Raw genomic sequence first — 12,782 nt, 5'->3', positions numbered from 1 at the left:
AGGAAAAAGTTTCCACGCGAAAGTACAACAAGCGCGCGCGACCGCGCTTGTGTAATAGGCGGGCCGCGTGAACCGCGGCCCCAAGGTCAGGCGCAAATGCGCCCAATCCGTGAAGCCTCAGCCGCATAAGCCGACAGAGGCTTCGCGCCACTGAACCATCGGTCCCGCTCCACCGACAATCCCAACCTGCCGCGGATGGTTTTGATCTCGGACAGTCGGACCGAGCCCAGTTCGGGGCAACCGAGACCGAGATCGCAAAGCCCGAACGCGATATCCGGGTCGTCCGGATCCAGTTCGGTGAGAAGCCAGGTGGCCCCGGCGTCCGGCGTGAACAGCTTCACGACCGGCTTAGGGTCAAGATCCTCGCCGGCCGCCGACCGGCGGCCGTTGGCGAGGAGCGCAGTACGCTGCGCGACGGTGAGCAGAGGGCTCATGCCTCTGCCTCCTGCGGGGCCTTGATCCGGCGAACCACCGTCCGGCCTTCAACCAGCGGCGTGTAGTTGATGATCAGGTTCATGCCTTCGCCGTCCTGATGCTGCCAACCGATGCCGATTTTGGTCCAGCGGGCTTTGTCCTTGTCGCCCACCACGTGGAAGACCTCGTGGGTGGGAACTTTGGGTGTGTTGGTTTTTGACATGGTGTTGTCTTTCGTTGGTTGCTCCGGCCACCCCTTGCGGCCGGTCGCCAACGGGTAGGACTGATCTTCGAGGGACAGGGGCATGGTTCTTCTCGGGAGACCGCTTGCGGCGGAAGACCATTGCGCATGGGCCGGATCGGGCCAGTTTGGCGAACCTACCGGCCATTGGGAGCGCCGGCGCCCAACGATCGGTGCAACAGCGACAAAAGCCGAGGCAGCGAAAGCAGCCCTGCCGATCGACACCGGTGGGAGAGGATTGCCTGCGAACCGTTCGGGGGGCGGCATTCAGGACACGATGGCCAGTCCCTGTTCACGGCCGCGACCACAAATATGCGGGCGGATACCCGGTACCCGGTTATGATGAGGCATGGCAAAAGAGATCAAAATCAGCCGCTCTGCGACAACCGGCAGGTTCGTCACAAAGCCCATCGGTAAAGGCAAAGCGGAAAAGTTCACCGCCGTCGAAGGCATGAAGAAAAGCGCCGCGGCAAAGGCCGTGTCGAAGGAACTCACGGGCCGTGGCCTCAAGGGCGACGCTTATCGCGCGGAACTTGTGAAGGCATTCAAGAAAGCCTGACGGGTGACCCGATAGCTCCTGTCGAATCCTGCTAAATTGTCGCCATGGTGGGCACCTACCGTTCCGGCTCGCCCCAATCCTCTTCACGCTCATAGTCTTCGATCATGCGCGTACGGGCCCGTTCCAACGCATCGCGCGACACCTCACGCTGCGGCGGCTCCGGTTCGGCCTCGCGGTGACTGTCCTCAAGCATGCGGTCCCGCGCCTGATCCATTTCCCGACGAAAACGAGGCTCCCGATCCGGTCCCGGCTCGGGGAGCTCGTGCTCCCAATCGAGGTATTGGGGCCGTAAGGGCTCGAGTTTGGCGCGGAGCTCCGGTTGGACCTGCTCCAGCCGCCGGGCGAGATCCTGGTCACGGATGGTCTGCATACGCCCGTGCAGGATAAATTCCTGAACAAAGCGGCGGGTTTCGACAGGTTCGTGACGAACCGCCCGAAAGGCCTCGTTCTCCTCACGGGTGGCTTTCATCTCGATCGCACGCTTGCGAACATCGGCATCGTAATCTTCATGGGACCAGGTCTGCTCGCGAAGGGTTTCAGGGTTGACGTCCTCGTGCCGGATACGCTCTGCGTCGGGCACGTGACCGGCTTCGGCCCGGGCCCGGTCCAGCGCCTGCTCAAACCAGGGCGCGTCCGGTTCAACCTGCTGCGCGCTTTCAAGACGGTCCAACTGACGGTCCTGCCAATAGCGATGATGTTCATCCCGCTCCTGTTCGGTCATATCGGGAGACGGCTCCGGTTCCGGGGGCCATGTCTCCCGTGTGCTGAGCAAGGGATAAATGCGCCTTTCATGAACATCGGGTCGGCTCATGGTGGTCTCCTCTCTTACGCGCCGCGCGTGTTCACGCTTGATCCGGCGCTCCATCGGATTAGGCCCGCGATGCACGGTCGGTTCCGCCTCGATGCCGCGGGCACGGTAACTGCGGTGATCCACCCGGATCGGTGAACCGGCTTTCTCAAGATACCGGTTGCTGAGGTCGGCCCAGCGTTCGCGGGTCCTCTTGACGAAGCTGCGCTGTTCCAGCGCGGTCAGCTTGTCGCCGAACCCGTCCGGGGTCAGGCGACGCGTGGTCAGCAACACATGCAGGTGAGGATTGTGGTCGGTGCCGTCCTCATGGATGGCCACATCGGCGATACAACCGAGCGCCACGAAGGGCGCCACGAAGTCGCGCACAAGTGCGACCCGACGGTCCTGCGGTATATCCCGCGTGATCGCGGCCACGATGCTCTTGGCGAGCCGGGCATCCTTTCTTCGGGCGGTGAGGTCGACGGTGTTCCAAAGCGCCGCGCGATCCGCCACCCAGGCGGGCGCCCCCTCAGGGCGTACGATCTCGGAAAAGACGACGTCCTCCCGCATGCTGAATTCCACGAACCGCTGCTCGACCTCCGACCAGATCCGCTGCCCGGAAAGGTAGGCGGCGGACGCCACCGCCACGCGGGTGCCGTGGTTTCGGTCGCGCCGCGAGACGTTGTCGATATGGCAATGGATGTTGCCATCCTGCATGCCCATGTCTCCCACCCCAACGGACAGGGCACGGACGTTTCCGATGGCACGGAGGGGGGTGCAGGGGGTTTCCCCTTGCCGCACTTTGGCGGTTCGGGGCGTCCTTTGCGCAGAGCCCAAACCCGCCCCGACCGCCACAATGTTGGCTTAACCTGTATGAGTACAAGTCAGCCAACATGTAAGTGCGCTGTACGCGTTCGTACACCTTAGAGTTGACGGGATCGCATTTCAATTTCTAATGTCCACCCGGGAGTAACGCGTACCGGGGGTTGCGGGGTGGCGAAGGGCCCGTTCGACGTTTCAAAACAACTGGGCGTGCCCGGCGAGATCACCGGCGCAATCCGCACGGGCTGGCAGCTGGGCCGCTCGTTCACCGCGTGGCGCGTCAAGCAGCGCCTCGAAAGCGAAGGCTACGACCCTCTCACGATTGAAACGGCGGTCGATGCCATCAAGGAGGGCCGCGACCCAACGGGCATTCTGCAGCGGGCGAGGGAGGCCTACGAACTGCGCGAGCGGCAGGCCGAGATGCGCACCAATCCGCCACCGATCCACGGTTCCGCGCGCTGGTCCAACCTCGCCGACCTGGAAACCGCAGGGCTGCTCCGCCCGGCAAGCGGACGCAGCATCGTCTTAGGAAATGTCGAAAACCACCCCGTGTCCTGGGATGGCGAGAGCCATCTCCTGACCGTGGCGCCGACTCGCACCGGCAAGAGCGTCTTGCAGATCATCCCGACGCTTCTGACCTACCGGGGTGCCGCCGTCGTCCTGGATCCCAAGGGAGAACTCTACCAGCACACGGCCCGCTGGCGCGAAGCCCATGTCGGACCGGTGCACGTGGTCAACCCGTTCCGCGTTCCCGGCATACCAGCGTCAACGGCCTTCAACCCGCTCGATGCCGTCACCGACAGCCAGAGCGCGCTCGAACTGGCCGAGATCCTGTACCCGCGCACTCACGAGGAAAAGCAGCAGTTTTTCGAGAACGAGGCGGTCGCGTTCCTCACCGCCGTTGTGGAATTTACCGCGCGGTTCGCGCCGGAGACGCACCGCAACCTCGGCACCATCCGCGACACACTGTCCACGTTGGACAAGAACCTCAGCGGGCTCGTGGCCGCTATGGGGGATGCCGCGATGCCGAGCTCGATCCGCAACCCGGCCGCCAACTTCCGTACCAAGAGCCGCGACACCGGCCAGCCGCGCGTCCTCGATAGCCTCAACAACCATCTGCGTGTGTGGGATACCGAAGGCCTGCGCCAGGCGACGCGGCGGAGCGATTTCGACTTTAAGAACCTCAAGGATAGCCCAGCCACGGTCTACCTCGTCCTGCCGTTCAATCAGATCGCACCCTATTCCACGTTCGTGCGCATGCTGTTCGCGTCGGCCCTGGACGCCATGCTCATCAACCCGAACAGACCGGAGATTCCGGTGCTGTTCGTACTCGATGAATTCCTGATGCTCGATCGCGACGACCGCTTTGTCGGCGCCCTGCGTACCCATGCCGGGGCGGGCGTACGCTTGTGGTTCTTCCTGCAGGACCTGCCAACCCTCGAGCAGAAATATCCCACCACCTGGAAGTCCTTTCTCCAGGCGGAGGTGAAGTCGTTCTTCGGAACGGACGATCCCCACACTGCCGAACTGGTGTCCCGTTACCTCGGCGATACCACCATCGCCTACGAGGTGCCCAACATGTCGGCGTCCGTCAGTGGCGGGCACGCGACGTCCAGCAGCTTTTCGATTTCGGAGAACCTGCACCTGGCCGCGCGCAAGCTGCTCCTGCCGGACGAGGTGATAGCCGTCATGCGCGGGAACGCTCAAGGCCGTAGGGCCGTGCACTTCGTGCGCGATGTGCCGCCCGTCCAGGCCGACCTCACGCCGTGGTTCGCTAACGATGACTTGAAGGCCCGCTTATGACCGCCAAACGACACCAGTTCCCATGCTACCCAGTCTGGCCCACCGTCGTCTTCCTGATCGTTCTTGCGCTCGTAGGCGGCGGCTTCTGGACCATGGTTTCCTTTGGCGCAAATTCCACAGCCATCATGGCGAGCGGCCCGTTCGCCTGGATAACCCTTGGACCACCCATGATCGCCGTGCATGTGTCGGTCGCGACCTTGGGTGCTTGCATCTTGCCGATCTGGTCCATCATCGGAGGGCAACTGTTCACGAATAATGCCAGCCATAGTGCGGCAAGGCAGATGGGCGTGACGTTCTTTTCCGATACGCATCCGATCGCCAGGGTCACGCAGCGCCTGGCCGAAACCATGGGCCTTCCCCGCGTCGCCCATATTGGATGGTTCCCGAACGAGGATATCAATGCCTTCGCCATGGGCGACAGCCCATCGAATGCCCTCATCGCCGTGAGCAAGGGCGCCGTCGAACGTTTGACTAAGGAACAACTGGTCGCTGTGATCGGCCACGAGCTAGGGCACGTTGCAAGCAACGATATGGCGAGGATGACCCGGGCCCGAAGCATTCAGGAGTCGCTGACGTTCTTTCTACTGCTCCGCGGCCTCAAGACGTTCGCACGCTGGGTGTTCACGCCGCTTTCCGAGCTTGAGATCCTGCGCCTGTCCCGTGCGCGCGAGTTCACCGCCGATGAGATCTCTGCCATCGTGTTCAGCCGCGAGCATATGATCTCCGCGTTGGAGCGCCTGAAGAAGGAGAAGAAGCCTCCTCAAACCAACGGATTTGCCAACGTCATGATGTGGGCTGGTCTGGGGGAAGGACACTTGTTCAGTACCCACCCATCGCTCGAGATGCGGATCGCCCGCCTCAAGACCCTGCAAATGGCAAAGGAACCAGAGCACCACGTCAACCTTGGGCGCCAATGGTCGCTTTTGGGTCCGCCCGTCTGCGTCCCGACCGCTTCACGTTAATCGCCCTGGCATCAAGCGTGTTCTTCAAGTGTACGGCGTAGTGCTTTTCGATCATTTCCACGCTGGTGCGGCAGTTTTTGGCTATCTGATAGATGTCTGCGCCTTCAAGCAGGCGCAGGCAGATGTAGGTGTGCCGCAAGCTGTAGGCCGAGCGACGGTTCCCCTCGCGATCGAACTTGAGCGCGCAATCGGTCAAGGCGCGGTTGAACTGCTTCTTGTGGTCCTGCGGAAAGACAAGATCGTTGGGTTCCGGATCGTTGCGCTTCTTCAGCCGCAAGAACGGATAGACGGCACCCGTCGTGCTTTTGCAATAACCAACGCCACGCTTGCCCCGCACCTCGATCAGGAGGATGCGCTCACCACCTTCCTGGTCCCGTTCAACGGTCACGTCGCGATACTCGAGCCGGTTGGCCTCGTCAGGCCGCAGGCCCGTATTGGCCATGAAGAGGATATAGTCGTGCAACTGTTCTGCGGCGTGTTCCCAGTTCAGTCCCTTGGCCTGTTTCGCCCGCTCGCGGGTGTAAGTGTAGAGGGTCTTGTATTCCTCCGGCGAGAACCAAGCCCGATGGCTGATCTTACCCGACGTTCGGTAGGGCGCCGAGAAGTCGGGCAGATGGTTGATCCACCCATGCCGCAACGCCGTCTTCATCACCTGCCGGAGGGTGACGGTCTCATGGTGCAACGTGCTGCGTGATGGCACCTTGCCGGTTTCCTCGTTCGGCTGGAGCCGCATCACCCGGTAATCCTGCACCAACCCGGCGGTGAAGGTACTCAATCCCTTGTCGCCGAAGTAGGGAAGCAAGTGGTTGTCGAGCCGCGCGGCATGGTCCTTGACATAGCGCGGGTTCCGCTCGCCGAGCGTGATGGCCTCGTACTCCTGAAGGAACTGCTTGGCCGCATCCGCGAAGGTCTTTTCCTGCGTAAGCTCGCCAACGCGGCTCTTGCCGCGCAACTCAAAATACCAGTCTTCGGCGATCTCCTTGGCCTGCGAAAGGCTGTCCGTTTTGGTGCTGACACGCCACTTTTTGCCTTCCAGGCGGGCCTGCGCCTGCCACGCAGTGCTGTTCTCGCGCTGATAGAGCCGTACGCGGTCCCCAAGAATGTAATGCGTCGCCATTCCGCCCTCCAGACTGTGTCCACAGTGTGTCCGGCGATTTTGGCTATTCTTTGACGGAAGAGGAAGGCTAAGTCGTTGATTTTTCTGGTGAGCGCGCAGGGGCTCGAACCCTGGACCTACTGATTAAAAGTCAGTTGCTCTACCAACTGAGCTACGCGCTCCCGCAGGGCCGTTGCCGCCCCGAAAGTGGGCGGAAAATAGGGAGGCGCCACCCTCGGGTCAACCGCAAAAGCGCGTCCGCGGCGATCTTGTTGGTGAAAGGTCGCGCGCCGGGCGCGGACCGGGACAATTCGCCCACAAAAGGGTGATTGGCACAGCCCGGTCGGCGAGGGTATAGCCGGGTCACGGCGGCGCGGCCGGCACGGGCCGGGCGCGCGCGGACACGAGGTGCAAGGGCCGTCATGGCGATCGATGTCGGATATGCGAGCGCGGTCGGGGCAGGGGCTCTGTCCTTCCTGTCGCCCTGCGTCCTGCCGCTGGTGCCGCCCTATCTATGTTATATGGCCGGGGTTTCGGTGGAGGATTTCCGCGACGGCAACGCCGCCGCACAGGTCACCCGCACCAAGCTCGCCCTGCTCGGCGCGGCCGCCGCATTCGTGCTCGGCTTTTCCACCGTCTTCGTCGCACTGGGCGCCGGCGCCTCGACCATCGGCGGCCTGTTGCGCGCCTGGCAGCAGGAACTGGCGATCGTCGCCGGCATCCTGATCATCCTGATGGGGCTGAATTTTCTCGGCTTGATCCGCATTCCCTTCCTGTCGCGCGAGGCCCGTTTCCAGACCGGCGGGTCGCAGGCCGGGCCGGCCGCGGCCTATCTGATGGGGCTGGCCTTCGCCTTCGGCTGGACGCCGTGCATCGGTCCCGTGCTCGGCCCGATCCTGACCCTGGCCGGCGGACGCGGCACGGTCGGCGAGGGGGCGACGCTTTTGTTTGCCTATTCGCTCGGCCTCGGCATTCCGTTCCTGCTGGCGGCCCTGTTTTCGGGCGCCTTCATGCGCTTCCTCGGCCGTTTCCGCCTGCATCTTGGACGGGTGGAAAAGGTGATGGGCGGACTGTTGGTGATTGCCGGCGTGCTGTTTCTGACCGGCGGCATCCAGGCCGCCTCCTACTGGCTTTTGGAAACCTTTCCCGCGCTCGGTCAACTGGGATAGGCCGCCGGCCCGCCGGGGCGATTGGATTGCCGGGCGCGCAATGATAAAGACGGCGCGACCCGTCCCCAATCGCGATACGGAAATCTCCATGAGTGAACGCAGTTGCCTGTCGATCATCCTCGCCGCCGGCGAGGGCACGCGGATGAAAAGCGATCTGCCGAAAGTGCTGCACCCGGTCGCCGGCCTGCCGATGGCCGCCCATGTGCTCGGCGCGGCGCGCGCGGCCGGCAGCGGCGCGCTCGCCCTGGTGGTCGGCCATGGCGCCGAAACCGTCTCCGAGACGCTGAAGTCCCACGCCGCCGGCTGCCGGACCTTTGTCCAGGCCGAACGGCTGGGCACGGCCCATGCCGTACTCGCCGCCCGCGACGCGATCGCCGACGGGTTCGACGATATTTTGGTGATGTTCGGCGACACGCCGCTGATCGAGGCCGAGGCGCTGGCCGAGGCGCGACAAGGCTTGGCCGACGGCGCCGCGGTGGTGGTGATGGGTTTTCGCACCGACAAGCCCGCCGGTTATGGCCGCCTGGTGGAACAGTGCGGCGAGCTGGTGGCGATCCGCGAGGACCGCGACTGCAGCGCGGCGGAACGGGCGATTACTTTTTGCAATGGCGGGCTGATGGCGATCGACGGCGCCCGGGCGCTCGGCCTGCTCGACGCGGTCGGCAACGACAACGCCAAGGGCGAATATTACCTGACCGACATCGTCGAGATCGCGCGGGCGCAGGGCTTGCGCGTGGTCGCGGCCGAAGTGGCGTTCGAAAACGTGCTCGGCATCAACAACCGCGCCGAACTGGCCGAGGCCGAGGCGATCTGGCAGACCCGCCGGCGCCGGCGCATGCTGCTCGACGGCGTGTCGATGACGGCGCCGGAGACGGTGTTTTTCGCCCACGACACGGTGATCGGCCGCGACACGGCGATCGAACCGCATGTCGTGTTCGGACCCGGCGTGCGGATCGGCGACCGGGTGCGCGTGCGCGGCTTTTCCCATATAGAGGGCGCCACGATCGCCGACGGCGCCGAAGTGGGTCCCTTCGCGCGGCTGCGGCCGGGCGCGGATCTCGGCGCCGGCGCCAAGGTGGGCAATTTCTGCGAGGTCAAGGCCGCCGAGATCGGTCCCGGCGCCAAGGTCAACCATCTCACCTATATCGGCGACGCCACGATCGGCGCCAAGGCCAATATCGGCGCCGGTACGATTACCTGCAACTATAACGGCTTTACCAAGGACCGCACCGAGATCGGCGCCGAGGCCTTCATCGGCTCGAATTCCTCGCTGGTCGCGCCGGTTTCGATCGGCGCCGGCGCCTATGTCGCCTCCGGCAGCGTGATCGTGGCCGACGTGCCCGACGACGCGCTCGCCTTCGGCCGCGCCCCGCAAACCGTCAAGGAAGGACGGGCATCGAAGCTGAAGGCGCGCTATCAGGCCGAAAAGCAGCGCCGCGCCGCCGAAAAGGCCGCCAAGGACCGGGCCGCGCGCGGCTGAGCCGCCGCTACCGCCGTGGGCTCTACAGCCGCGACAGGAATTTCGCCAGGAGAAGCGAACCCTCGGGCCAGGGCCCGTATCCCGATTCGGCGTTGAGATGCCCGGCCTCGCCGGCATCGACGAACAGCGCACCCCAGGCACCGGCGATGTCCTCGGCGACGTCGAAGGCGCAGAACTCATCGTTGCGGCTCGCCACCACCACCGAGGGAAACGGCAGCGGCTCGCGCGGATAGGGACCGAACGTCATCAGATGTTTCGGGCGGATCTTTGGGTTGGCCACGTCCGGCGGGGCGACGAAGAACGCGCCCGCGACCGGCTTTTCGATCGCCTGCAGGGCATGGATGGCGGTCGGAATACCGAGCGAATGGGCCACGAGCAGGATCGGCCGCTCGGCCCGGTTGGCCTCCTCGGCGACGCGGGCGATCCAGTCGTCGCGCACCGGCTTCGACCATTCGCGCTGCTCGACCCGGCGCGCCGTCGACAGTTTCGACTGCCAGCGGCTCTGCCAGTGGCCGGGGCCGGAATTGGTGTAGCCGGGGATGATCAGGATATCGGTGTCTTTGGCCTTCATGGCCGCCCATGTAGCGAGGCGGTCCGCGCCGGGCAAGGCCGCCCGGACGCGAAACGGCACGGCGGCTCCGTTGCCGGCGCGGCGATCGCCTTAGGCCTGACCGAACACGCGGGCAAAAATCGTGTCGACATGCTTGGTGTGATAGCCGATGTCGAATTTCTCGCGGATCGCGTCTTCCGAAAGCGCGGCGCGCACCTCGGCGTCGGCGAGCAATTCTTCAAGGAAATCCTTGCCTTGCTCCCAGACTTTCATGGCGTTGCGCTGCACCAGCCGGTAGGCGTCCTCGCGCGACACCCCGGCCTGGGTCAGCGCCAGCAGCACGCGCTGCGAATGGACCAGCCCGCGGAACCGATCGAGATTGTTCTGCATCGCCTCGGGATAGACCAGAAGCTTGTCGACGACCCCGGTCAACCTGGCCAGCGCGAAATCGAGCGTGACGGTGGCGTCGGGCCCGATCATGCGCTCGACCGAGGAATGCGAGATGTCGCGTTCGTGCCAGAGCGCGACGTTTTCCATCGCCGGCAGGGCGTAGGCACGCACCATGCGGGCAAGCCCGGTGAGATTTTCCGTCAGCACCGGATTGCGCTTGTGCGGCATGGCCGAGGAGCCTTTCTGGCCGGGCGCGAAATATTCCTCCGCCTCCAGCACCTCGGTGCGCTGCAGATGACGTATCTCCACGGCGAGGCGCTCGACCGACGAGGCGATCACGCCGAGCACGGCAAAAAACATCGCGTGCCGGTCGCGCGGGATCACCTGGGTCGACACCGTCTCCGGTTCCAGCCCCATCTTGGCCGCCACGTGTTCCTCCACGCGCGGGTCGATATTGGCGAACGTGCCGACGGCGCCCGAGATCGCGCAGGTCGCGATCTCCCTGCGGGCGAAGACCAGCCGCTCGCGGCAGCGCGAAAACTCCGCATGGGCCTGGGCGAGCTTGACGCCGAAAGTGGTCGGTTCGGCATGAATGCCGTGCGAACGGCCGATGGTGATCGTGTCCTTGTGCTCGAAGGCGCGTTTTTTCAGCGCCGCGAGCAGGGCGTCGAGATCGGCCAACAGCAGATCGGCGGCGCGCACCAGTTGCACGTTCAGGCAGGTGTCGAGCACGTCGGACGACGTCATGCCCTGGTGGACGAATCGCGCCTCCGGCCCGACGATCTCGGCCAGATGGGTCAAAAAGGCGATGACGTCGTGCTTGGTCTCGGCCTCGATCTGGTCGATGCGTTCAATGTCGAACGTGGCCGCGCCGCCCTTGTCCCAGATGGTTTTGGCGGCCTCTTTCGGGATCACGCCGAGTTCTGCGAGCGCGTCGCAGGCATGCGCCTCGATCTCGAACCAGATGCGGAACTTCGTCGCGGGCGACCAGATTGCGACCATTTCGGGCCGCGAATAGCGCGGGATCATGCTTGCATCCTGTTTGCGGAATAGGTGGCTGCGTCGTAACAGAGCCGCCGCCGCGGCTCAACGCGCTTTCGCCGCATGCCACAGGGCAAACAGGCAAAGCGCCGGGATGCCGAGCGGCAGGTAGAGCCGCATGCCGAACGCGGCGAACTGGTAGAACGCGCCGGCCACGGTGAAAAAATACTGGATCGACCAGGTGACGGTGAACGGCGCGGCGTGCCACTGCGAGAAATAGGCGCGATGGTCGAGCCCGTAAAACGCCGCCGTCAGCCCGAGCGTGCCGGCGCCGAGCAGGAAGAGATGGGCGGCAAGCCGCGTGTCGAATTTCTTGCCGCCGCTCGCCCAGCCGGCCAGGATCACGGCAACGGGATAGGCGAGGAAGGCCGCCAGACCGAACAAGACCGCCACCGCGCGGATATGGGCCGGCTCCTGCCAGCCGTCGCGGTAAAGCGTCAAAACGGCGCTGGCCGCCATCAGCAGCGACCACAAAAGCGCGCCCGCCGCCAGGCCCGCCAGGGTTCGTTTGCCGGCGACGGCGGCATAGAGGCCGGCAAACGCCCCGGCCGGCGCGGTGCGTCTTTCAGGGGTCACAGCCGGCCGGTCACGGCCAGCCAGCGGATGTCCGGCCCCTCGAAGCCCAAGCCGCGCACCGCGATCATCACCGCGAAGGAGGGCGGTCCGCCCTGCGGATAAACCGTCTGCACCGCGCCGAGCCGGTATCCGAAGGGGCAGCCGCGGCTTTGCGGGATCGCTTCGTCTTGATGCAGGCGAACGAACGTGCCGCCCGGTTCCAGATCGACGCGCGACAGGCGGTAGCCGACGACGGGACCGAAGGCGGCGCATCGTTCCGGCGCGGCGATGCCGATCTCCTCGAGATGGAAGGCGACCGCCGTGTCGATCGGCGGCAGAACCGGGCGCGGATTGACCACCATCCGGCCCGGCTCGCCCGACAGTTCGGTGACGGGATTGTACCCGGCAAGCCAGCCCCTGTTGCGTGCCAGCTCGTCGTCGGCGACGATGGTTTCGGCCGCGGCCTTGACCTGGGCGCGGGCGGTATCGAGGCTAACCGTTTCGTCCCTGATAAGCACGCGAAACGGCGAACCGGGCAAAAAACGGTCGTTCTCGACGTCGATGTAATAGCGGTTGGCATAGGGAAAACCCGAGCCGTCCTGGATGCCGTACTCCTCGAAGGCGAAGATCGAGGCGTCATCCGAGAAGCCGAGAATGTCGAGCTCGGCGACATCGCCGGCCGAGGCCGCCGGCGCGCCCAGGAAAAGGGCTGCGGCACACAGCATCGCGGCGGCACGGTAGAACATGACGAAATCCTTGTTGCGGGCCGATCCTGGATCGATTCTGAGGCGAGTCTATCACGGGCAGCCGCCGGGCAGGAACGGTGCGGCCAACCCCGTGCGCCGGCTTTTCGCAACCAGAACCGTTCGGCCCCAAGCTATTGTTTTGACGTGTTTTTGAACGGCGGCCCGGT

Annotated in this window: 13 protein-coding genes and 1 tRNA gene; 5 read left to right on the top strand and 9 right to left on the bottom strand. The window is 64.6% G+C overall.

Features of this window, described 5'->3' with window-relative positions; translation table 11 throughout:
* Window positions 1–86: 86 nt before the first annotated feature.
* On the bottom strand, window positions 87–434 hold the full coding sequence (locus C7T96_RS01830) for a DUF2958 domain-containing protein (protein ID WP_106569451.1): 348 nt from the start codon (window positions 432–434) through the stop codon (window positions 87–89).
* Window positions 431–721 carry a hypothetical protein gene (locus C7T96_RS01825; RefSeq protein WP_245414038.1) on the bottom strand — a complete coding sequence of 97 codons (291 nt, stop codon included), beginning with the start codon at window positions 719–721 and terminating at the stop codon, window positions 431–433. The genes C7T96_RS01830 and C7T96_RS01825 overlap by 4 nt, the downstream gene beginning before the upstream one ends.
* Window positions 722–1,004: 283 nt before the next feature.
* Between C7T96_RS01825 and C7T96_RS01820 the strand changes: the two genes are divergently transcribed.
* Window positions 1,005–1,214 (top strand): hypothetical protein, encoded by a 210-nt coding sequence (locus C7T96_RS01820; protein WP_106569450.1) that lies wholly within the window; start codon window positions 1,005–1,007, stop codon window positions 1,212–1,214.
* A 55-nt stretch (window positions 1,215–1,269) separates the two neighbouring features.
* Here the strand turns inward: C7T96_RS01820 and C7T96_RS01815 are convergent, their stop codons facing one another.
* Window positions 1,270–2,724 carry a MobA/MobL family protein gene (locus C7T96_RS01815; protein WP_106569449.1) on the bottom strand — a complete coding sequence of 485 codons (1,455 nt, stop codon included), beginning with the start codon at window positions 2,722–2,724 and terminating at the stop codon, window positions 1,270–1,272.
* A 270-nt stretch (window positions 2,725–2,994) separates the two neighbouring features.
* Between C7T96_RS01815 and C7T96_RS01810 the strand changes: the two genes are divergently transcribed.
* Window positions 2,995–4,626, top strand: a complete 1,632-nt coding sequence (locus tag C7T96_RS01810; RefSeq protein ID WP_106569448.1) for a type IV secretory system conjugative DNA transfer family protein — start codon at window positions 2,995–2,997, stop codon at window positions 4,624–4,626.
* Window positions 4,623–5,588, top strand: coding sequence for a M48 family metalloprotease (locus tag C7T96_RS01805; RefSeq protein WP_106569447.1), 966 nt, complete (start codon window positions 4,623–4,625; stop codon window positions 5,586–5,588). Before C7T96_RS01810 ends, C7T96_RS01805 begins: the two co-directional genes overlap by 4 nt.
* On the opposite strand, the gene C7T96_RS01800 is transcribed toward C7T96_RS01805, so the two are convergent.
* Window positions 5,524–6,705: an integrase gene (locus C7T96_RS01800; protein ID WP_106569446.1), complete on the bottom strand. Its 1,182-nt coding sequence runs from the start codon at window positions 6,703–6,705 to the stop codon at window positions 5,524–5,526. The two genes, C7T96_RS01805 and C7T96_RS01800, sit on opposite strands and share 65 nt — an antisense overlap.
* 85 nt (window positions 6,706–6,790) lie before the next feature.
* A tRNA-Lys gene (locus C7T96_RS01795) sits at window positions 6,791–6,866 on the bottom strand.
* 240 nt (window positions 6,867–7,106) lie between these two features.
* Between C7T96_RS01795 and C7T96_RS01790 the strand changes: the two genes are divergently transcribed.
* Both C7T96_RS01790 and glmU read left to right on the top strand, forming a co-directional pair.
* Window positions 7,107–7,853 carry a cytochrome c biogenesis protein CcdA gene (locus tag C7T96_RS01790; protein WP_106569445.1) on the top strand — a complete coding sequence of 249 codons (747 nt, stop codon included), beginning with the start codon at window positions 7,107–7,109 and terminating at the stop codon, window positions 7,851–7,853.
* 88 nt (window positions 7,854–7,941) lie between these two features.
* Entirely contained in the window at window positions 7,942–9,333 is a 1,392-nt protein-coding gene (gene glmU, locus C7T96_RS01785; RefSeq protein ID WP_106569444.1) for a bifunctional UDP-N-acetylglucosamine diphosphorylase/glucosamine-1-phosphate N-acetyltransferase GlmU, read from the top strand.
* A gap of 22 nt (window positions 9,334–9,355) precedes the next feature.
* Here glmU and C7T96_RS01780 read toward each other — a convergent pair whose 3' ends face one another.
* The 4 genes from C7T96_RS01780 to C7T96_RS01765 form a co-directional block, all read right to left on the bottom strand.
* The gene (locus C7T96_RS01780) at window positions 9,356–9,904 is read right to left on the bottom strand and encodes an alpha/beta hydrolase (RefSeq protein ID WP_106569443.1); all 549 of its coding nucleotides are present in this window, start codon (window positions 9,902–9,904) and stop codon (window positions 9,356–9,358) included.
* Between the two features lie 90 nt (window positions 9,905–9,994).
* Complete coding sequence (purB, locus tag C7T96_RS01775; RefSeq protein ID WP_106569442.1) at window positions 9,995–11,302, bottom strand: adenylosuccinate lyase; 1,308 nt, start codon at window positions 11,300–11,302, stop codon at window positions 9,995–9,997.
* A 57-nt stretch (window positions 11,303–11,359) separates the two neighbouring features.
* A complete protein-coding gene (locus tag C7T96_RS01770; protein WP_106569441.1) occupies window positions 11,360–11,890 on the bottom strand; it encodes a hypothetical protein in 531 nt (176 codons plus the stop codon).
* Window positions 11,887–12,615: a DUF2259 domain-containing protein gene (locus tag C7T96_RS01765; RefSeq protein ID WP_106569440.1), complete on the bottom strand. Its 729-nt coding sequence runs from the start codon at window positions 12,613–12,615 to the stop codon at window positions 11,887–11,889. The genes C7T96_RS01770 and C7T96_RS01765 overlap by 4 nt, the downstream gene beginning before the upstream one ends.
* Window positions 12,616–12,782: the final 167 nt, after the last annotated feature.

Origin of the sequence: Nitratireductor sp. StC3 (assembly GCF_003015025.1) — a bacterium.
GTDB classification, from domain to species: Bacteria; Pseudomonadota; Alphaproteobacteria; order Rhizobiales; family Rhizobiaceae; genus Mangrovimarina; species Mangrovimarina alexandrii.
This window is presented reverse-complemented; position numbering and strand designations above follow the sequence as displayed.